The 18,508-nt window shown below is 70.4% G+C and carries 17 protein-coding genes; 10 read left to right on the top strand and 7 right to left on the bottom strand.

From position 1 onward, the window contains the following. Nucleotides 1–247: 247 nt before the first annotated feature. The 4 genes from QOM21_RS08560 to QOM21_RS08545 form a co-directional block, all read right to left on the bottom strand. Nucleotides 248–1,720, bottom strand: coding sequence for a catalase (locus QOM21_RS08560; RefSeq protein WP_407549148.1), 1,473 nt, complete (start codon nt 1,718–1,720; stop codon nt 248–250). A 184-nt stretch (nt 1,721–1,904) separates the two neighbouring features. Next, the gene (locus QOM21_RS08555) at nt 1,905–3,155 is read right to left on the bottom strand and encodes a thiamine pyrophosphate-binding protein (RefSeq protein ID WP_407549147.1); all 1,251 of its coding nucleotides are present in this window, start codon (nt 3,153–3,155) and stop codon (nt 1,905–1,907) included. A gap of 5 nt (nt 3,156–3,160) precedes the next feature. Next, on the bottom strand, nt 3,161–4,057 hold the full coding sequence (locus QOM21_RS08550; RefSeq protein ID WP_407548228.1) for a 2-hydroxy-3-oxopropionate reductase: 897 nt from the start codon (nt 4,055–4,057) through the stop codon (nt 3,161–3,163). Between the two features lie 63 nt (nt 4,058–4,120). Beyond that, nucleotides 4,121–4,960, bottom strand: a complete 840-nt coding sequence (locus QOM21_RS08545) for a TIM barrel protein (RefSeq protein WP_407548230.1) — start codon at nt 4,958–4,960, stop codon at nt 4,121–4,123. Nucleotides 4,961–5,096: 136 nt separating this feature from the next. Here QOM21_RS08545 and QOM21_RS08540 point away from each other — a divergent pair, with 136 nt between their 5' ends. The 8 genes from QOM21_RS08540 to QOM21_RS08505 all read left to right on the top strand — a co-directional run bounded on the left by QOM21_RS08540 (nt 5,097) and on the right by QOM21_RS08505 (nt 12,516). Further along, the gene (locus tag QOM21_RS08540; RefSeq protein WP_407549146.1) at nt 5,097–5,402 is read left to right on the top strand and encodes a hypothetical protein; all 306 of its coding nucleotides are present in this window, start codon (nt 5,097–5,099) and stop codon (nt 5,400–5,402) included. After that, complete coding sequence (locus tag QOM21_RS08535) at nt 5,399–5,779, top strand: helix-turn-helix domain-containing protein (protein WP_407549145.1); 381 nt, start codon at nt 5,399–5,401, stop codon at nt 5,777–5,779. The genes QOM21_RS08540 and QOM21_RS08535 overlap by 4 nt, the downstream gene beginning before the upstream one ends. A gap of 171 nt (nt 5,780–5,950) precedes the next feature. Further along, nucleotides 5,951–6,472, top strand: a complete 522-nt coding sequence (gene uraD, locus QOM21_RS08530; RefSeq protein WP_407549144.1) for a 2-oxo-4-hydroxy-4-carboxy-5-ureidoimidazoline decarboxylase — start codon at nt 5,951–5,953, stop codon at nt 6,470–6,472. After that, a complete protein-coding gene (gene uraH / locus QOM21_RS08525; RefSeq protein ID WP_393897540.1) occupies nt 6,469–6,876 on the top strand; it encodes a hydroxyisourate hydrolase in 408 nt (135 codons plus the stop codon). The genes uraD and uraH overlap by 4 nt, the downstream gene beginning before the upstream one ends. A gap of 7 nt (nt 6,877–6,883) precedes the next feature. Then, nucleotides 6,884–7,807 (top strand): factor-independent urate hydroxylase, encoded by a 924-nt coding sequence (pucL, locus tag QOM21_RS08520; protein ID WP_407549143.1) that lies wholly within the window; start codon nt 6,884–6,886, stop codon nt 7,805–7,807. 82 nt (nt 7,808–7,889) lie between these two features. Further along, nucleotides 7,890–9,290, top strand: a complete 1,401-nt coding sequence (locus tag QOM21_RS08515; protein WP_407549142.1) for a nucleobase:cation symporter-2 family protein — start codon at nt 7,890–7,892, stop codon at nt 9,288–9,290. Nucleotides 9,291–9,368: 78 nt separating this feature from the next. Continuing rightward, complete coding sequence (locus QOM21_RS08510; RefSeq protein WP_407549141.1) at nt 9,369–10,769, top strand: 8-oxoguanine deaminase; 1,401 nt, start codon at nt 9,369–9,371, stop codon at nt 10,767–10,769. Between the two features lie 286 nt (nt 10,770–11,055). Continuing rightward, nucleotides 11,056–12,516 (top strand): nucleobase:cation symporter-2 family protein, encoded by a 1,461-nt coding sequence (locus QOM21_RS08505; protein ID WP_407549140.1) that lies wholly within the window; start codon nt 11,056–11,058, stop codon nt 12,514–12,516. Nucleotides 12,517–12,618: 102 nt separating this feature from the next. Here QOM21_RS08505 and QOM21_RS08500 read toward each other — a convergent pair whose 3' ends face one another. From QOM21_RS08500 to QOM21_RS08490, 3 genes are all read right to left on the bottom strand, one after another. Beyond that, nucleotides 12,619–13,491, bottom strand: coding sequence for a chitosanase (locus QOM21_RS08500; RefSeq protein ID WP_407549139.1), 873 nt, complete (start codon nt 13,489–13,491; stop codon nt 12,619–12,621). A 148-nt stretch (nt 13,492–13,639) separates the two neighbouring features. Then, nucleotides 13,640–14,455 (bottom strand): GNAT family N-acetyltransferase, encoded by an 816-nt coding sequence (locus tag QOM21_RS08495; protein WP_407549138.1) that lies wholly within the window; start codon nt 14,453–14,455, stop codon nt 13,640–13,642. A gap of 140 nt (nt 14,456–14,595) precedes the next feature. After that, nucleotides 14,596–15,150, bottom strand: coding sequence for a TetR/AcrR family transcriptional regulator (locus QOM21_RS08490; protein ID WP_407549137.1), 555 nt, complete (start codon nt 15,148–15,150; stop codon nt 14,596–14,598). Between the two features lie 367 nt (nt 15,151–15,517). Here QOM21_RS08490 and QOM21_RS08485 point away from each other — a divergent pair, with 367 nt between their 5' ends. Further along, on the top strand, nt 15,518–16,918 hold the full coding sequence (locus QOM21_RS08485; RefSeq protein ID WP_407549136.1) for a M20/M25/M40 family metallo-hydrolase: 1,401 nt from the start codon (nt 15,518–15,520) through the stop codon (nt 16,916–16,918). Next, nucleotides 16,915–18,480, top strand: coding sequence for a YfcC family protein (locus QOM21_RS08480; RefSeq protein WP_407549135.1), 1,566 nt, complete (start codon nt 16,915–16,917; stop codon nt 18,478–18,480). Before QOM21_RS08485 ends, QOM21_RS08480 begins: the two co-directional genes overlap by 4 nt. Nucleotides 18,481–18,508: the final 28 nt, after the last annotated feature.

Raw genomic sequence — 18,508 nt, 5'->3', positions numbered from 1 at the left:
AGATGGGCGCGACAGGACATCGCGCCACCGGACGGAGCAGTGGGAGAGAGGTGGGGCCCCTCGGTGGGGGCGGTGGAGGAGGCGGGCTCCGCGGCGGGGGAGTGACTCACCCTTCCTTATCGGGTGAGTACTGCCACCGCACTGGTTGCTCCCCGGATGCCGCGGAGCTCCGCACTACCTCTCCGCACCGGCCGGCCACCCCTCAGCGAGCCGGCCGGTACGGATGCGCAAGGATGCTGACCTCCCGTCAGTCCTCGCGCAGCTCGTGGACCTTGGCCTCGACGCGCTTGCCGTACTCCGGGTCGGCGGCGTGGAAGTGGGCGAGGTTCTTCTCGATCACGTCGTCGCGGCCGACCTGGGAGAGACCGCCGGCGATGTTGTTCACCAGCCGGTTCTTCTCGTCCTCGGACATCAGGCGGTAGAGCTCACCGGCCTGGAAGAAGTCGTCGTCCTTGGTGTGCGCCGGGGCCTCGTGGGTGCCCACGTAGCCGGCTACGGCGAGCGGAGCCGAGAGCGGCTCGTTCGTCTGCACCGGGCCGCTGTAGGAGTTCGGCTCGTAGTTCTTCGCGCGCCGGTCGTAGGCGTTGGCGGCCATCAGACCGTCCCGGCCGTAGTTGTTGGCCTCGGTCGCCTTGGGGGCGTTCACCGGCAGCTGGGTGTGGTTGACGCCCAGGCGGTAGCGGTGCGCGTCGGCGTAGGCGAACAGTCGGCCCTGGAGCATCTTGTCCGGGGAGGGACCGATGCCGGGGACGAAGTTGTTCGGCGAGAAGGCGGACTGCTCGACCTCGGCGAAGACGTTGTCCGGGTTGCGGTCCAGGACCAGCCGGCCGACGCGCTGCAGCGGGTAGTCGCTGTGCGGCCAGACCTTCGTCAGGTCGAACGGGTTGAAGCGGTAGTCCGCCGCCTCGGCCGCCGGCATGATCTGCACGTACAGGGTCCAGGAGGGGTACACGCCCCGCTCGATGGACTGCAGCAGGTCGGTCTGGTGGCTGTTGGGGTCCGTGCCGGAGAGCTCGGCGCCCTGCTCGGCGTCCAGGCAGCGGATGCCCTGGTTGGTCTTGAAGTGGTACTTGACGAAGAAGGCCTCGCCCTCGGCGTTCGTCCACTGGTAGGTGTGCGAGCCGTAGCCGTTCATGTGGCGGTAGGAGGCCGGGATGCCGCGGTCGCCCATGAGCCAGGTGATCTGGTGGGTGGCCTCGGGGGCGTGCGCCCAGAAGTCCCAGACGTTGTCCGGCTCCTGCTTGCCCGTGAAGGGGTCGCGCTTCTGCGAGTGGATGAAGTCCGGGAACTTGATCGGGTCCTTGATGAAGAACACCGGGGTGTTGTTGCCGACGAGGTCGTAGTTGCCCTCTTCGGTGTAGAACTTCAGGGCGAAGCCGCGCGGGTCGCGGGCCGCGTCCGGACCGCCGAGGTTGTCGGCGACGGTCGAGAAGCGGATGAACGTCTCGGTCCGCTTCCCGACGGTGTTCAGGAAGTCGGCACGGGTGAAGCCGGTGACGTCGTCGGTCACCTCGAAGTAGCCGTACGCGCCGGAGCCGCGGGCGTGCACCACGCGCTCCGGGATGCGCTCGCGGTTGAAGCGCGCGAGCTTCTCCAGCAGGTGCTGGTCCTGGAGAATGATCGGGCCGCCGACGCCGGCGGTTGAGGAGTTCTGGTTGTCGGCGACGGGGGCGCCAGCCTCCGTTGTGAGAACGCGCGCCGTCGGCGTGGGCTTCGACATGGTGACCTTCCGTACGAGAGCGCGGAAGTTGGCTTCCGCATGTCGGAGCGTAAGAAGAGCTCCGACCAAACGTCAACAGTTTGTTGAAACAAAGCTGGATGGTGTTCCGGACGGCGACCGCGCCTGGGCGCGACAGGACAGGTGTCAGCGCAGCCGCCGCCCGGAAACTTCGGGCTCCGGGCCCTCAGGGCCCGAAGCTGTACTCCCGCACGGCACCGTCGACGGGGCCGCCGCAGGCAGCCGGCACCGCGCGCTCGACCGGTACCTCTACGAGGACCGGCCGCCGCGTGGAGACGGCTTCCTTGCGGGCCCACTCGACGGCCGAGCGGAGATCTGCCGGATCGGCGAGGCCACGGCCTGCGCAGCCGTATGCCTCGACGAGCTTCACGTGGTCCGTGAGCTGCTCGTCCGGAAAGCCGACCGGAACGTTGCGGGGGTGACCGCCGGCGGCCGCGCGGGCCGAACCGGGGTGACCCGGGGTGAGCGCGAGCAGGACGAAGGGCACGCCGTACCGCGCCGCGCCCGACAGTTCCTCGGCCAGGAACGACAGGCCGTGGCCCTCGATGACCGCGACGACCTCCGCATCCTGCTCGCCCCGGGACTCCAGGGCCTTGCGGACGCCGATGGCGGCCGGGACCTCCCAGCCGGGCAGGCCCGTCCCCGTACGGAGGTGGTGCCGGGGCCGGGGAGTGTCCGCCGTCGCCGCGGCACCGGGCGAACCGGTGACGACGTACACCGCGGGGTCCGATGCCGAGCCCGCGCCCAGGATCCTGTCGATCTCCGCCAGGACCGGCGACGCCGCGCCGTCGGACGCCGGAACGTCCGGCCGAACGGCGGCCGCTGTCCGGCAAGCCTGCTGCCGGAACCGGAAGTCGAGGGCCGATCCGGCGTCGTCAGCGATCTCCGCAGCGGCCACATCGGCCGGCACATCGATCAGCACCGGGCCCGGCCGTCCCTCCCGCGCGATCCGGAACGCCTCGCGAAAGGCTCCCGGTATGCGCGCCGGATCCTCGATCCGCTCCGCCCGCTTGGTGACCGGACCGGCCAGCCGAATGAGGTCCGGAGAGTCGCCGGCCCCGTGGCGGAGCGAGCCGGACCGGCGGTGCGGACCGTCCGGCGGCCGGGCGGTGACGCAGACCAGCGGGACCGCGTCCTGCCGTGCCGCGTACAGGCCGGTGACCAGCCGCGCGGCCCCGGGGCCCGAGGCCACCGCGGCGACGCCGACCCGGCCGTCGCCCGTACGGGCCCAGCCGTCCGCCATGTGCGCGGCGGCCTCCTCGTGACGCACCGCGTAGTGCTCGATGCCGCCCGCCTCCTCCATCGCCGTGTACAGCGGGAGGAGGGCGGCACCGGGGCAGCCGAAGACGATGTCGACGCCCTCGTCCTTCATGATGCGGACGGCCGCCTGTACGGCGGGTACGCGCTGCGCCGCCATGGGACTCAGCTTTCGGTGGTGGTTCCGGAGAGGCGTTCGACGCCGCGCAGGAGGGCGGAGTGGTCGAGGTTGCCGTCGCCCTGGGCGCGCAGGGAGGCGACCAGGCTCGCGACGACGGCGCCGACGGGCAGGGCCGCCCCGACGGTGCGGGCGGCGTCGGTGACGATGCCCATGTCCTTGTGGTGCAGGTCGATGCGGAAGCCGGGCTTGAAGTCCCGGTTTTTGAAGTTGTCCTTCTTGCGGGTCAGGACGGTGGAGCCGGCCAGACCGCCGTTGAGGACGTCCAGGGCCGCAGCGAGGTCGACGCCGGACTTCTCCAGGAACACCACCGCTTCGGCGCAGGCCTGGATGTTGACCGCGACGATGAGCTGGTTGGCGGCCTTGACCGTCTGGCCCGCGCCGTGCGGACCGCACAGCACGATGGTCTTGCCCAGCGCCTCCAGGATCGGCTTGGCGGCGTCGAAGTCGGACTGCTCACCACCGACCATGATCGACAGCACCGCCTCGATCGCACCCGCCTCACCACCGGAAACCGGCGCGTCCAGCACCCGGATGCCCTTGGCACCGGCAGCCTTCGCCAGGTCGATGGAGGTCTGCGGGGTGATCGAGGACATGTCGATCAGCAGCGCACCGGACCTGGCGTTGTCGACGATGCCGTCCGGGCCGTAGGCGATGGCCTCCACCTGCGGCGAGGCCGGCACCATCGTGATCACGACGTCGGCGTCCTTGACCGCCTCCGCGATCGAACCGGCCGCCGTGCCGCCGGCCGCCGCCAGCCGCTCCAGCTTGTCGGCCTCCAGGGTGTAGCCGGTCACCTCGTACCCGGCCTTGATCAGGTTCTCGGCCATGGGCGACCCCATGATCCCCAGCCCGACCCACGCAATCTTGGGCAGCTTGCTCATACCAAAGCCTCTTTCACACTCAAACGTTCAGACAGATCAGCGGGCAACCGTCAACGGCAGGCGTCAACGGGCCGGGCGCAGCTCGGCCGGCAGCCAGGCGAAGGACTGCGCGCTGGGCGCGTCACCGGGCTTGTACTCCAGACCCACCCAGCCCTGGTAGCCGTTCTTCCTCAGCCGGCCCAGCAGCCCGGCCAGGTCCAGCGCACCGGTACCGGGCGCGCCGCGGCCGGGATTGTCGGCGATCTGCACATGCGCGGTCTTGGCCGTGCAGCGGTCGATGACCTCCTCGAGGTCCTCACCGTTCATCGACAGGTGGTACAGGTCCATCAGGAACCGCGCATTGTCCAGACCCGTCGCCGCGTTCACCGCATCGACGACCTCGATGGCCTTCGGCGCCGAAACGATCGGACAGGCCGGCGACTCCGGCGCATTGAGCGCCTCGATCAGCAGCGTCCCGCCCACCTCGCCCACCGCACGGGCCGCCAGCGTCAGGTTCTCCAGCGCCAGCGCGTCCTGCTCCGCCGCCGCCACACCCTCCACACGATTGCCGTACAGGGCATTGAACGTCACACAGCCCAGCGACCGCCCGAACTCCACCGCCACCGGCACATTCGCCCGGAACCGCTCCGACTCCACACCCGGCACCGACAACGCACCACGGTCCGGACCCGGCAACTGCCCCGCATAGAAGTTCAGCCCCACCAACTGCGTCCCCGCGTCATTGAGCGCGTCCCGCAGTGCATCCAGCTCCGACTGCTCCGGCACCGCGGCATCCACCCACGGCCACCACAGCTCCACCGCCGTGAAACCCGCCGCCGCCGCGGCCGCCGGCCGCTCCAGCAACGGAAGCTCGGTGAACAAAATCGACAGATTGACGTTGAAGCGCGTGTCCGTGAAACCCATAAGGGCCGGCGCTCCTTCCGGATAGCGGAACTTACTTTCTGCTTAATGGAACACTGCCTGTCGCGCTCGGAAGCTGTCAAGAGGTGCAGGGGGCAATTTCTGGTGGCGGAGCCCTACCGCGCGTAGGTTGAGCGACGTGCGATTGAGAGTGGAGTTCACGACGGAGCCGTTCGACCTGGACGAGGCGCCGGCTCATGCGGTGGTGGCGCGGGACATCGTCACCGGCGCCGAGCTGGACGCCGTCGACGTCGGTCCGTTCGGCAACACGGCCGAGGGCGACGCCGATCAGGTGCTCGGCGCGGTGGCCGCCCTGCTGCGCGAGTCCCTGGGGGCGGGAGCCACCCGGGTCTCCTTGCAGGTCAATGTGATCGCGGAGGCCGGCGGGTCGAAGGACCCCGAACGGTCCGAGAGGTCCGAGGGGTCCGAGGGGAGCGCCACATGACCGAGCCCGCCGACCACCCGTTCGTCCAGGCGGTCAAGCCGCTGGTGGACGCCATGGGCGGACAGATGGTCGCGCCCGGCCTGGCCCAGGGCGACGATGTCGTGCTGACCTGGGAGGGGGAGGACCGCGTCGCGGTGCGCCTGCCGCATCTGTCGGATTCGCTGGACCACATCCTCACCGAGTTGCAGCGCCGGCACGGCATGCCGCTGGCGGAGCTGGACCGGAAGACCAAGCAGTCCGTGGTCAGGATTCTGGAGGCCCGCGGGGCCTTCTCCGTACGGCACGGAGTGGAGACGGTCGCCGGCGCCCTCGGGGTCAGCCGCTTCACCGTCTACAACTACCTGAACAGGGAGAACGCCGCGAAGGGCGGCGACTGAGGCGCGTCGGCCGCCGGGCCCGTACGCGCCCCGGAGCCGCCGTCCGGGTTCTCCGGACGGCGGCTTTTGTGTTGCCGAGTTTTCAACAAAGTGTTGACGTGATGTTGCCGGGGGTCTTAGCTGTTTCCAGCCAAGCAGAGCTGTCCAGCACCAGGCCGCGGAGGCTGTCCCGTGTCTTCGAGTTCGACCCCGGGTCTCACCCGGTTCAACACCGCCGACGACAGTTCGGCGCAGGCCGCACTGCACGAGGTGTGTGCCAGCCGGGCATGGGGGAGCGAGATCCTCGCCCGGCGCCCGTACGCCACCACCGAGGACCTGTTCGCCGCGAGCGACGCCGCCATGGCGGAGCTGACCGCGCAGGACCTGGCGGAGGCGATGGCCGGGCATCCGCCCATCGGCCGCCCGAAGCCGGGTGACCCGACGTCCTCCCGCGAGCAGAGCGGGATGGCCGGGGCCTCCGACGAGCTCAAGTCCGAGATGCTCGAACTCAACCTGGCCTACCAGGAGAAGTTCGGTCATGTCTTCCTGATCTGCGCCTCCGGCCGTACCGGGGAGCAGATGCGGGACGCGGTCCGTAATCGGATCGACAACACGCCGGAACAGGAACGAGAGATCGTTCGTGTGGAGCTCGGCAAGATCAACCGCATTCGCCTGACGCGCATCGCGGAAGGCACAGAAGGAGAGGCAGCATGAGCAGCGAGACGGCCGCACCGACGTCGGTGTCCACGCACATCCTGGACACCAGCGTGGGCCGCCCCGCGGAGGGCGTCGCCCTCACGCTCTCGGTGCGCTCCGGAAGCGAGGGGGAGTGGACCGCCCACGGCGCGTCCAAGACCGACGCGGACGGGCGCTGCAAGGATCTGCCGGCCCTGCCGGAGGGCACCACCCACGTGCGCCTCGACTTCGCCGTCGAGGAGTACTTCGTACACCACAAGACCGACCAGCAAGCCGAGGAACAGCAGGACGCCCCCCGCGTAAGGGACAGCGGAGCTTTCTTCCCGGAGGTGGCAATCACCTTTGCCGTCAAGCCGGGCGAGCACTATCACGTACCGCTGCTGCTCAACCCGTTCGGCTACTCCGTATACCGAGGGAGCTAGCACCGACATGCCCACGATTCTCGGCCAGAACCAGTACGGCAAAGCGGAAAACCGCGTCGTCAAGATCACCCGTGACGGCGACACGCACCACATCAAGGACCTGAACGTCTCGGTCGCGCTCTCCGGCGACCTGGAAGAGGTCCACCTCTCCGGCTCCAACGCCCACTGCCTGCCCACCGACACGACGAAGAACACCGTGTACGCCTTCGCCAAGGAGCACGGGATCGAGTCGGCCGAGCAGTTCGGCATCCACCTGGCCCGGCACTTCGTGACCAGCCAGGAGCCGATCAAGAAGGCGCGCATCCGCATCGAGGAGTACGCCTGGGAGCGGATAGCCACCTCCGACGGCAACTCCCGCTTCATCGGCTCCGACGAGGTCAAGCACTCCTTCGCCCGCAAGGGCCAGGAGACCCGCCTGACCGAGATCACCTACGACGGCGAGAGCTGGCAGGTCATCTCCGGCCTGAAGGACCTCGTCGTGATGAACTCCACCAACTCGGAGTTCTGGGGCTACATCAAGGACAAGTACACGACCCTCAAGGAGGCGTACGACCGCATCCTCGCCACCGAGGTATCCAGCCGCTGGCGGTTCAACTGGACCGACGACGAGCAGCGGATGCCCAACTGGGAGCGTTCGTACGAGCAGGTCAAGAAGCACATGCTGCAGGCCTTCGCGGAGACCTACAGCCTCTCCCTCCAGCAGACCCTGTACCAAATGGGTTCGCGCATCATCAACAACAGGTCCGAGGTCGACGAGATCCGCTTCTCGCTGCCGAACAAGCACCACTTCCTGGTGGACCTGGAGCCGTTCGGGCTCAAGAACGACAACGAGGTCTACTACGCGGCGGACCGCCCGTACGGCCTCATCGAAGCCACTGTTCTGCGCGACGGTGTCGAAGCCCGGATCCCGATGGATCTGACGAACCTCTAAACGGCTCCGACGCAGCGCCGTGCCTCGCGTCCCCTCCCCACCCCGCAGCGGGGAGGGGCGCGAATCCTGAGGGGAACGACCCATGGCACAGCATCCGCACGTTGAGCAACACCCCCCGCCGGTCCACCCGGTGGACGAGAAGCCGGCCGCCAAGCGGCTGATCCCCGCCGCGCTCCAGCACATCGCTGCGATGTACGCCGGCGTCGTCACCCCTCCGCTCATCATCGGCCAGGCCGTCGGCCTGGACGCCGCGGGCAGCACCCGGCTGATCGCCGCGAGCCTGCTCATCGCCGGCCTCGCCACGCTCCTGCAGACGCTCGGTGTCCGCGGGTTCGTCGGCAACCGGCTGCCGTTCGTCAACGCGGCGAGTTCCGCCGGCATCACCCCGATGCTCGCCATCGCCGAAACCACCGCCACGGGCCACCAACTCCCCGCGATCTACGGGGCGGTGATGGTCGCCGGAGTGTTCTGCCTCGCCATCGGGCCGTTCTTCGGCAAGCTGCTCCGCTTCTTCCCGCCGCTGGTCACCGGCGTCGTGATCACCCTTATCGGGGTGACCTTGATGCCCGTCCCGGTGGGCTGGGCGCAGGGCGGCGACGCGGAGGCCGCCGACTTCGGCGACATGAAGTACCTCGCCCTGGCCGCCTTCACCCTCGTGGTGATCCTGCTCATCCAGCGCTTCACCCAGGGCTTCGTCAAGCAGATCGCCCTGCTGCTCGGCCTGGTCATCGGCACCCTCGCCGCGCTGCCCTTCGGCATGGCGAGCTTCGACGGGCTGCGCTCGGCGCCGATCGCCGCGCTGCCCACCCCCTTCTCCTTCGGCGCCCCCGAGTTCCAGCCCGCCGCGATCCTGTCCCTGTGCATCGTGATGCTCGTCCTGATGACCGAGTCGTCGGCCGGCATGCTCGCTCTCGGCGAGATCTGCGACCGCCGCACCACCGGCTCGACGATCACCCGCGGACTGCGCACGGACGGCTTGGCCACCCTCCTGGGACCGGTCTTCGGCGGCTTCCCGACCAGCGCCTTCGCGCAGAACGTCGGCGTCGTCTCGCTGACCCGGGTACGTAGCCGGTACGTCGTCGCGGTGGCCGGTGGCGCCCTGATCGTCCTCGGTGCCTTCCCGGTGCTCGGCGCGGTCGTCTCGCTCGTGCCGATGCCGGTTCTGGGCGGCGCGGGTATCGTCCTGTTCGGGTCGATCGCGGTCAGCGGTATCCGCACGCTCGCCGAGGCCGGCCTCGACGACAGCTCCAACATCATCCTGGTGGCCGTGTCGCTGGGCGCCGGCATCATCCCCCTCGCCGCGCCGACGTTCTACGCCGACTTCCCCGCGTGGGCGCAGACCGTCCTCGGCTCCGGGATCAGCGCGGGCGCGCTGGTCGCGGTCCTGCTCAACCTGTTCTTTCACCATCTCGGCACCCGGAGCACGCCACGGGCAGCGGTACTGTCAGCCGCCTCGCCCGGCTCCGGCACTCAAATCCCGTAGGGCCATGCCGTGCCCTCCCCCAAGGCTCCGACAAGCCCCAGGGGGACCTCCATGCCAGTACCGAAAGTAGGAAGCATCATGGCTGCATCGGCATCCCCTGACAGCGCGGTCGAGCGCATCGTCATCGAGAACTGCGCCATCGCGACCGTCGACGCCCACGACACCGAGTACGCCACCGGTCATGTCGTCGTCGCCGGGAACGTCATCGAGTCGGTAGGCGCCGGCAAGGCCCCCGAGGGCCTGGCCAACGTCGTCCGCCGGATCGACGGCACGGGACACCTCGTCACCCCCGGCCTGATCAACACCCATCACCACTTCTACCAGTGGATCACCCGCGGCCTGGCCACCGACCACAACCTGTTCAACTGGCTGGTCGCCCTCTACCCGACCTGGGCCCGCATCGACGCCCCGATGCTCGCCGCGGCCACCCAGGGCTCGCTCGGCATGATGGTCAAGGGCGGCGTCACCACCGCCTCCGACCACCACTACGTCTTCCCGCAGGGCTCCGGCGACCTCGTGAGCGCCGAGCTCGCGGCCGTGGCCGAGATCGGCGCCCGCATCACCCTCGCCCGCGGCTCCATGGACCGCAGCGAGAAGGACGGCGGGCTGCCCCCGGACTTCGCCGTCGAGACCACCGAGGGCGCCCTCCTGGGCACCGAAGAGGCCATCGACAAGCACCACGACTCCTCCTTCGGCTCGATGGTGCACATCGCCGCCGCCCCCTGCTCGCCGTTCTCCATCTCCACCGAGCTCCTTCGGGAGGGCGCCAAGCTCGCCCGCCGCAAGGGCGTGCGGATGCACACGCACGGCTCGGAGACGGTGGAGGAGGAGAAGTTCTGCCACGAACTCTTCGGCATGGGCCCCACCGACTACTTCGAGTCGACCGGCTGGCTCGGTGACGACGTGTGGATGGCGCACTGCGTCCACATGAACGACTCCGACATCGCCGCCTTCGCCCGCACCGGCACCGGCGTCGCGCACTGCCCGTCCTCCAACGCCCGCCTCGCGGCCGGCATCGCCCGCGTCCCGGACATGCTCGCGGCCGGCGTCCCGGTCGGCCTCGGCGTGGACGGCACCGCCTCCAACGAGTCCGGCGAACTGCACACCGAGCTGCGCAACGCGCTGCTCATCAACCGCCTCGGCGCACACAAGGAGGCCGCCCTCAACGCCCGCAAGGCGCTGCGGCTCGGCACCTACGGCGGCGCCCAGGTCCTCGGCCGGACGGCGGAGATCGGCTCCCTGGAGGCCGGCAAGCTCGCCGACCTCGTGCTGTGGAAGCTGGACGGCCTCGGCCACTCCTCCATCGCCGACCCGGTCACCGCGCTGGTCTTCGGCGCGGCCGCCCCGGTCACGCTGTCCCTGGTCAACGGCAAGCCGGTCGTCGAGGACAACCACCTGACCAACGTCGACGAGGACGCCATCGCCCGCACCGCGCGGGCCGAGGCGCAGCGTCTGGCCCGTATCGCCGCAGAGGGCTGATCCTTCCGTGGCCTTACCTCACAAACTCGGCCGGGAGGGACGGCTCCCGGCCGAGCTTGTGGATCCGAGCGGGATCCACAAGCGCCGGACCCCGGAGGTGCGGGGTTTCCCCTTGCACCTCCGGGCCGGTACACCGCCCCACCGCCGGCCTCGCGCCACAAGCGCAGCCGCACCGCAGCACCGCCCACGAGCGCGGCTTCTCGCACCACCGCACCACAACGCACGCCCTCCGTGACAGCCTCGCGTCGCCGGCCCCGTCGGCGCAGAAATCGACAGGAGGCCCGCAGTGGCCGCAAACCCCGGGCAGAAGCCGGAGGGGGACCGGAAGCACCCGGTCGACGAGACCCTCCCGCCCTTCAAGATGTTCACCAGCGGCCTCCAGCACGTGGCCGCGATGTACGCGGGCGTGGTGGCCCCGCCGATGATCGTGGGACCCGCCTGCGGGCTGAGTCCCACCGAGACCGCGTTCCTGATGGGCGCCAGCCTCTTCACGGCGGGCATCGCCACGCTGCTGCAGACGCTGGGCTTCTGGAAGGTCGGCGCGAAGCTGCCGTTCGTCAACGGCGTCTCGTTCGCCGGTGTCACGCCGATGATCGCCATCGGCAAGTCGCAGAGTCCCGAGAACGCGCTGCCGATCATCTTCGGCGCGGTGATCGTCGCCGGTGTGCTGGGATTCCTGCTCGCCCCCTACTTCTCCAAGCTCGTACGGTTCTTCCCGCCGGTGGTCACCGGCACCGTCATCACCCTGATAGGCGTCTCGCTGCTGCCGGTGGCGTTCAACTGGTCCCAGGGCGGCAACGCGACCGCACCTGACTACGGGTCGCTGACGAATATCGGGATGGCCGCACTGACCTTCCTGATCGTGCTGGTGCTGCGGCGGGTGCTGCGCGGATTCCTCCAGCAGATCTCCATCCTGCTCGGACTGATAGCCGGCACCTTGATCGCGATACCCGTCGGCATCACCAATTTCTCCGCCATCACCGAGGCCGACATCGTCGGCTTCCCGACGCCCTTCCACTTCGGTGCGCCGCAGTTCGAGATCGCCGCCATCATCTCGATGTGCATCGTGATGCTGGTCTGTATGACCGAGTCGACGGCCGACATGCTCGCGCTGGGCAAGATCGTCGACCGTCCGGCTGACGAGCGGACCATCGAGGGCGGACTGCGCGCCGACACCCTCGGCACCGCGATCAGCCCGCTCTTCAACGGCTTCGCCAACAGCGCCTTCGCGCAGAACATCGGCCTGGTCGCGATGACCAAGGTGCGCAGCCGCTTCGTCGTGGCGACCAGCGGCCTGATCCTGATCGTGCTGGGGCTGTGCCCGGTGGCCGCGTCGGTCATCTCGCTGGTCCCGCTGCCGGTCCTGGGCGGCGCCGGCATCGTGCTCTTCGGCTCGGTCGCGGCGAGCGGTATCCAGACGCTGGCGTCCGCGGCGATGGAGAAGGGCGAGAACGCGCTGATCGTCGCGGCGGCCGTCGGCATCGGCCTGATCCCCATCGCGGCGCCGGAGTTCTACCACGCCTTCCCCAAGGACATGCTGGTCGTCCTCGACTCCGGCATCAGCACCGGCTGCCTCGTCGCCATCGTCCTGAACCTCGCCTTCAACCACTTCGGCGGCCGGGCGGACGCGGAGCCCGACCCGCTCGACGCGGAGGCCGGCGGTGGTCACGGCGAGGTGGAGATCCCGCCGCAGCCGCGCAGCGGTGAGGCGGACTCCGCCGAGCCGGCGAGTGCCCCCGCGCACTGACGCGGCACGGTCAACGGCCCGTAATGGAACGGCAACGACCGTTCCGTTACGGGCCGTTGACCTGTGTGCGGGGACGCTCGTGGTGCGGCCCCGCAGGCGGCGTCAGCCGATGTGGTAGCTGTCGCCGTAGACCTTCCAGTCGAGCGGCGTGTCCAGCGGGAGGTTGCCCTTGTCGAGGAACACCCGCTGCGCGGTGTCGACGCGGCTGGTGTCGCTGTGCGCCTCCTCCTGCTTCATCGCCCAGACGCGGGCGTCGAGGAAGGCGTTCAGGTACGTCTTCTCGTCGCCGCCCTGGGCCGGCGGCTTCGCCTCGGCCAGGGCGCGCTCGCGGATGCTGGAGAAGCTGGTGCTGTCGTCGCCGTCGCCGTGCATCACGATCGCGTCGTAGTAGGCGAACTGGCCGAGCACTCCTACCCCGTCGGCCTTGCCCTGCTTGACCGCGGGGTTGAAGTAGACCCGGTCGCGCTCGTCGTTCTGCGCCTTTTGGAACGCGGGGTCGGCGGCGGCCTTCTTCCAGTCCGCGGTGTAGCCGGGATCCAGGCCCTCGTGCGAGTCGCTGCCGTCCACCTCGCGCAGTGCGGGGAGGTACTTGGCCAGGACGTTGCCCGGCTTGCGCTGGGTGTAGAGCTCGACGAGTTCCAGCATGTCGTGGGTGCCGGAGCAGAACCCGATGATGCCGCCGGTGTAGCCGCGGCCGTCGCCGATGTCCTCGATGTACTTGTACTGGGCCTTCCAGTCCAGCGAGGAGTTCTCCGCGCTGGAGACCAGCTGCATGGCGATCTCCTTCTTCGCCGGGTCGTCGAGGCCGGCCGCGGCGCGCGCGTGGTGCGGTGCGGAGTGTGCCCCGGCAGGTGCCTTGTCGGCCGGGATCGCCGAGGCGGCGACGGCGGTTGCCGGTACGGCGAGCAGGGCGAGGCCGAGGGAGACACGGACGGCGGTCCTGGGCATGGCTCCGGCTATCGATCGGATGCGCATGGAGTCCTCCGGTTCGGAGTGGGGTCGTGGGGGGTCACCAATCGTTAGGAAGCTTTCCTACCAGACTTGGTGAGGGACGTATACCCGTCAAGCGTCGCCAAGTCCGTCCGTCCCGCGCGCTGTTGGGCGTGTGCGGCGGGGTGTGAAGTCAGCTCCCGCTGCCGGGCCGCCAGACGTACGGCGTGGTCGTGGCTGCCGCGACCAGTCCGAGCCGGACGAGGATCGGGCGGCTTGTCTCCAGCGCGTCGACCTGGACGTAGCGAAAGCCCCGCCGCGCGGCGAGCGCCGCCCGCGCGCCGACGAGGGCCCGGTAGACGCCGTGGCCGCGCCAGTTGGGGAGGGTGGAACCGCCGCACAGCGAGGCGAAGTCGGTGCCGGTGTGGAAGCGGATCCAGGCCGCGCTCACCACCTCGCCGGCCAACGACTCGGCGACCAGGACCGTGCAGGGGTCGCCGGCGCCCGACACCCACTCCTGGAGCGCCGGCGGCAGCCAGCTCCAGTCGTCGCCCCAGACCTCTTCCGCGAGTACCCGGATGCGGTCGAAGTCGGCCCGGGTGGTGACCTCGCGCAGTCGTACGCCCTCCGGGAGCCGGGGCTCGGACGCGACCTCCGCCGCCTCGCCGATGAGCACCGTCTCCGGCTCGCCGGGGGAGAAGCCGGCGGCCACCAGTCGCTGCGGCAGATCGGCGGGCAGGTCATGGCCGTGGTACTTCCACTCGACCGGCTGCCCCAGTGCCGCGAAGTGATCGCGCTGGGCCGCGATGAAGGCGTCCAGCTCGGCGCCGTCCAGGCCGTCCAGATCGCGATAGAGGATCAGACCGCCCTGCCCCGGATGGGCCTTGCGCAGAACCGGCCCGACGCGTGCGGATCCCTGCCGGCCCGGCGCGAAACCGCGGGCGCGCAGCTGCTCGTCGTACGCGGCGCGGTAGGCGGCCGCCCGTCTGTCGCTGTCATGAGTCGTCATCGGCGCCACTTCACCACACGGGGTGAGGTGCGGCGAGCGGATCGCCGGTCGCGTCGCAGGCGGGGCCGGAGCACCGGCCGGCCGGGTACGCCCGACGGGCCGAACGGGGCGATCCCCGCACGGTGCCGCCCAGGGGCGATTCAGCCCAGCAGCCCGGTCAGCAGCTGCCGGATGTCGGGAGCTGGGTCGAAATCCTCGTCAGGGAACGCCAATTGGTGCAGTACGACGCCATCGAGGTGGTCCAGCAGGATCCGGCCGTGCCGCTCCGGGTCGGACGAGCCGAAGCGGCGCACCCACGCCGCACTCCAGGCCAGCACCGTCTCCCGCCCCCGGGCGAGGGGCGCCCGCAGTTCCGGGCGGGCCGACGACTCCAGGAAGAGCGCGAAGCGCGCGGCGGTCCGGGCGCGTCCCGGGCCGGTGGTGTGCCGGGCGAACGCGGCCATCGCCTCGGCCAGCTCACCGAGGTCGGCCGGATCGACGCCCGCCGCGAAGGACTCCCACTCGCGCCGCTCCAGGGCCTGGAGGTGGTCGACGATGCCGTCGATCAGGGCGGTGCGGTTGCGGAAGTAGTTGGATGTGGTGCCGGTGGGGACGCGCGCCGCGCTGTCCACGGCCTGGTACGTCAGCCGCCGGGAGCCCTCGGCCCCCAGTACGTCAACGGCCGCGTCCAGCACCTGCTCCCGCCGTCGTGCCACGCCGTCCGCTCCTTTGCCGCGCTCGATCCCGTCCGACTACTACAAACATAGTAGCGGGGGTGCGGCGGGCCTCCGCGTGCATCGACGGCGAGGGGCCGCCCGGCCCCTGCGGACGCCGCAGCACAGCGCATCGGTCATCCCCCTGAAGCCTTGGCGGTAGCAGGCGCGTTGATACTCCGTCGCCCGCCGCCCGGGATGCGTGCCGCCTCGCCCCGGGGATGCCGGCGGTATGAACCCTTGCGATGCACCCCGTTCGCGGCGGTCCGTCCGGCGACGCGGCAAGGGGGGATATGACCGTTATGCTGCATTGGCCCTGAAAGAGTGTCAAGGTGCGCCCGTCGGCGGCGCCACGGAGAGGGGTTCCGCGGTGAACCAGGAAGCCCATGGCCCCGGCGGTCACGCCCGCAAGGCCGCCGCCGCACTGGAGACCACCGTCGACGCGCTCATGGACGGGGTGTGCGCCGACCTCAAGCGGCTCGCGGCCATCCCCTCGATCGCCTTTCCCGGCTTCTCGCCCGAGCCCGTCCTCCAGGCTCGCGACCTGCTCGTCGCCCTGCTCCGGGACGCGGGCGTGGCGGACATCGGCGAGCTGAACCTCCCCGGCACCGCGCCGGTCATCACCGCCGGCATCCCGCCGCCGACCCCGGACGCGCCGACCGTCCTGCTGTACGGGCACTACGACGTGCAGCCGCCCGGCGACGAGCGGCACTGGACCTCGCCGCCCTTCGAGCCCACCGACTTCGAGGGCGGCATCCGCGCCCGCGGCATCGCGGACGACAAGGCCAACCTGATGGTCCACATCGGCACCCTGCGGGCGTACGGCGGACGGCCCCCGGTCGGCATCAACATCATCTTCGAGGGCCAGGAGGAGTACGGCAGCGCCTTCGACCACTACCCGCCCACCGACCCCGACCTGTTCGCCTGCGACGCCATGGTCATCGCCGACACGGGCAACATCCGCCCCGGCACCCCCACCCTCACCACCGCGCTGCGCGGCGCCGCCGAACTGCTCGTCGAGGTCCGTACCCTGCCCGCCGCCGTGCACAGCGGCCAGTACGGCGGCCCCGCCCCCGACGCGCTGCTCGTCCTCCTCAAGGCCCTCGGAACCCTCCACGACGTCCACGGCGATGTGGCCGTCGAGGGCCTGCGCCGCGAGCCGTGGACCGGCGCCACCCTGACCGACGACGAGTTCCGCGAGCTGGCCGGCGTCCCGCACGCAACGCCGCTCATCGGCACCGGCAGCCTCGGCGAACGCCTGTGGTCCGGCCCGGCGATCACGGTCATCGGCCTGGACGCGCCGCCCGTCGCGGACGCCGCCTCAGCAGTCGTCCCCTACGCCCGCGCCAAGCTCAACCTGCGCGTGCACCCCCGGCAGGACCCCAAGGAGGCGCTCGACGCCCTCGCCGGCCACCTGCGACGGCTGCGGCCCTTCGGCATCCCGCTCACCGTGACCCCGGGCGAGGCGGGCCCCGGCTACGAGGCGGCCACCACCGGCCCCGCCTACCGTGCCGCCCGCACCGCGCTGCGTCGCGCCTGGGGCGCCGACCCCGTGCACTCCGCGAGTGGCGGCTCCATCCCGCTGGTCAACGGCCTTGCCGCGGCGGTGCCCGACGCCGAGATCCTGCTGTTCGGCGCCGAGGACAACCGGTGCAACCTGCACGGCCCCGACGAACGCGTGCTGCTGTCCGAGCTGCGCGGCGCGCTGCTCGCCGAGGCGGCCTTCCTGGCGGAGTACGCCGCGGCGTACCGCCCCGGAGGAGCCGCATGACGGAGCCGCGGACGCACGGCCCCGTGCCGCCCGCCGGCGGTCCGCCCGCACCGCCCGCCCAAGAGCCGTCCGGCAAGCGGCGGTTCACCTTCCCCAGTGCGCTCACCGTGCTGGCCGCCGTCACCCTCGCCGTCTGGATCCTGGCCTTCGTCATCCCCACGGGCACCTACGAGCGGGACGGCGACGGCAGTCCCGTCCAGGGCACCTACCACCGTGAGCCCTCCGGCCAGACCTTCCTCGACCGGCTCGACGACCTCTTCCTCGCGCCGGTCAACGGTCTGTACGGCATCAAGGACGAACGCACCGGGCGGGTCGGCCCCGATCTGACCGGTGAACTGTACGGCAGCGCAGGGGTGTTCCTCTTCGTTCTGGCCATCGGCGCCTTCATCACCGTGGTGTTCGCCACCGGCGCCCTCGACCGGGGGATCGGCCGCCTCGCCCACCGCCTGCGCGACCGCGGTCCGCTGCTGATCATCGGAGTGATGGCGCTCTTCTCGTTGCTGGGCACCGTCGAGGGCTTCGCCGAGGAGACACTGGGCTTCTACGGACTGATCGTGCCGCTGATGCTCGCGCTCGGCTTCGACCGGCTGGTCGCCACCGGCACCATCATTCTCGGTGCGGGCGTCGGCGTGCTGTGCTCCACCGTCAACCCGTTCGCCACCGGCGTCGCCTCCTCGGCCGCGGAGATCTCCCTGGGCGACGGCATCGCGCTGCGCTTCGCGATGTGGGTCGTGCTAACCGCGGTGACCATCGCGTACGTCGTCCGCTACGCGCGCCGGGTGCGCGCCGACCCGGGCCGCTCCCTGTGCGGATTCCTGCCCGGGGACCGCGGGCAGGCGCGGACGGCGGTGCGGGCCGAGGAGCCGCCCGCGCTGACCGGACTGCACATCACCATCCTGGTGACGGTGGCGCTGGTCTTCGCCTTCATGATCTTCTCGGTGATCCCGTGGGCGGGCGCGCTCACCGGTGACGCCGACGCCACGCCGTACGGCTTCGAACTCGGCTGGTCGTTCCCGCAGTTGGCGGCCCTCTTCGTGGTGGCCGCGGTGCTGGTCGGGCTGCTCGCGCGGATGGGCGAGCAGCGGCTCAGCGCCACCTTCGTCCAGGGCGCGGCGGACTTCATGGCGCCCGCGCTGGTGATCGTCCTCGCCCGCGGGATCACCGTCATCATGAACAACTCGAAGATCACCGACACCGTGCTGCACTCGATGGAGGGCGCGGTTTCCGGCACCCCGTCGGCGCTCTTCGGAATCATGGTGTTCGTGGTGAATCTGCCGCTGGCGTTCCTGATTCCGTCCTCTTCGGGCCACGCCACGCTCGCGATGCCGATCCTCGCGCCGCTCGCCGACTTCGCGGGGGTGTCCCGGGCGGTGGTGGTGACGGCCTGGGGGGCCGCCAGCGGCTGGATGAACCTGTGGGTCCCCACCACCGCCGTCGTCATGGGAGGCATCTCCCTGGCGAAGGTCGGCTACGACAAGTACCTGCGCTTCGTCTGGCCACTGCTGGCCGTCCTCTTCGCTCTCATCTGCGGCTTCGTGGCGCTGGGCGCGGTGATCGGCTGACCGCGCGGTTGCACGGTGGCCGGCGCGC

The sequence above is a fragment of the Streptomyces sp. Pv4-95 genome (assembly GCF_045782725.1).
Lineage (GTDB): Bacteria > Actinomycetota > Actinomycetes > Streptomycetales > Streptomycetaceae > Streptomyces.
Note: the sequence above shows the minus strand (reverse complement) of the source record. Positions and strands in the feature narration are given on the sequence as shown.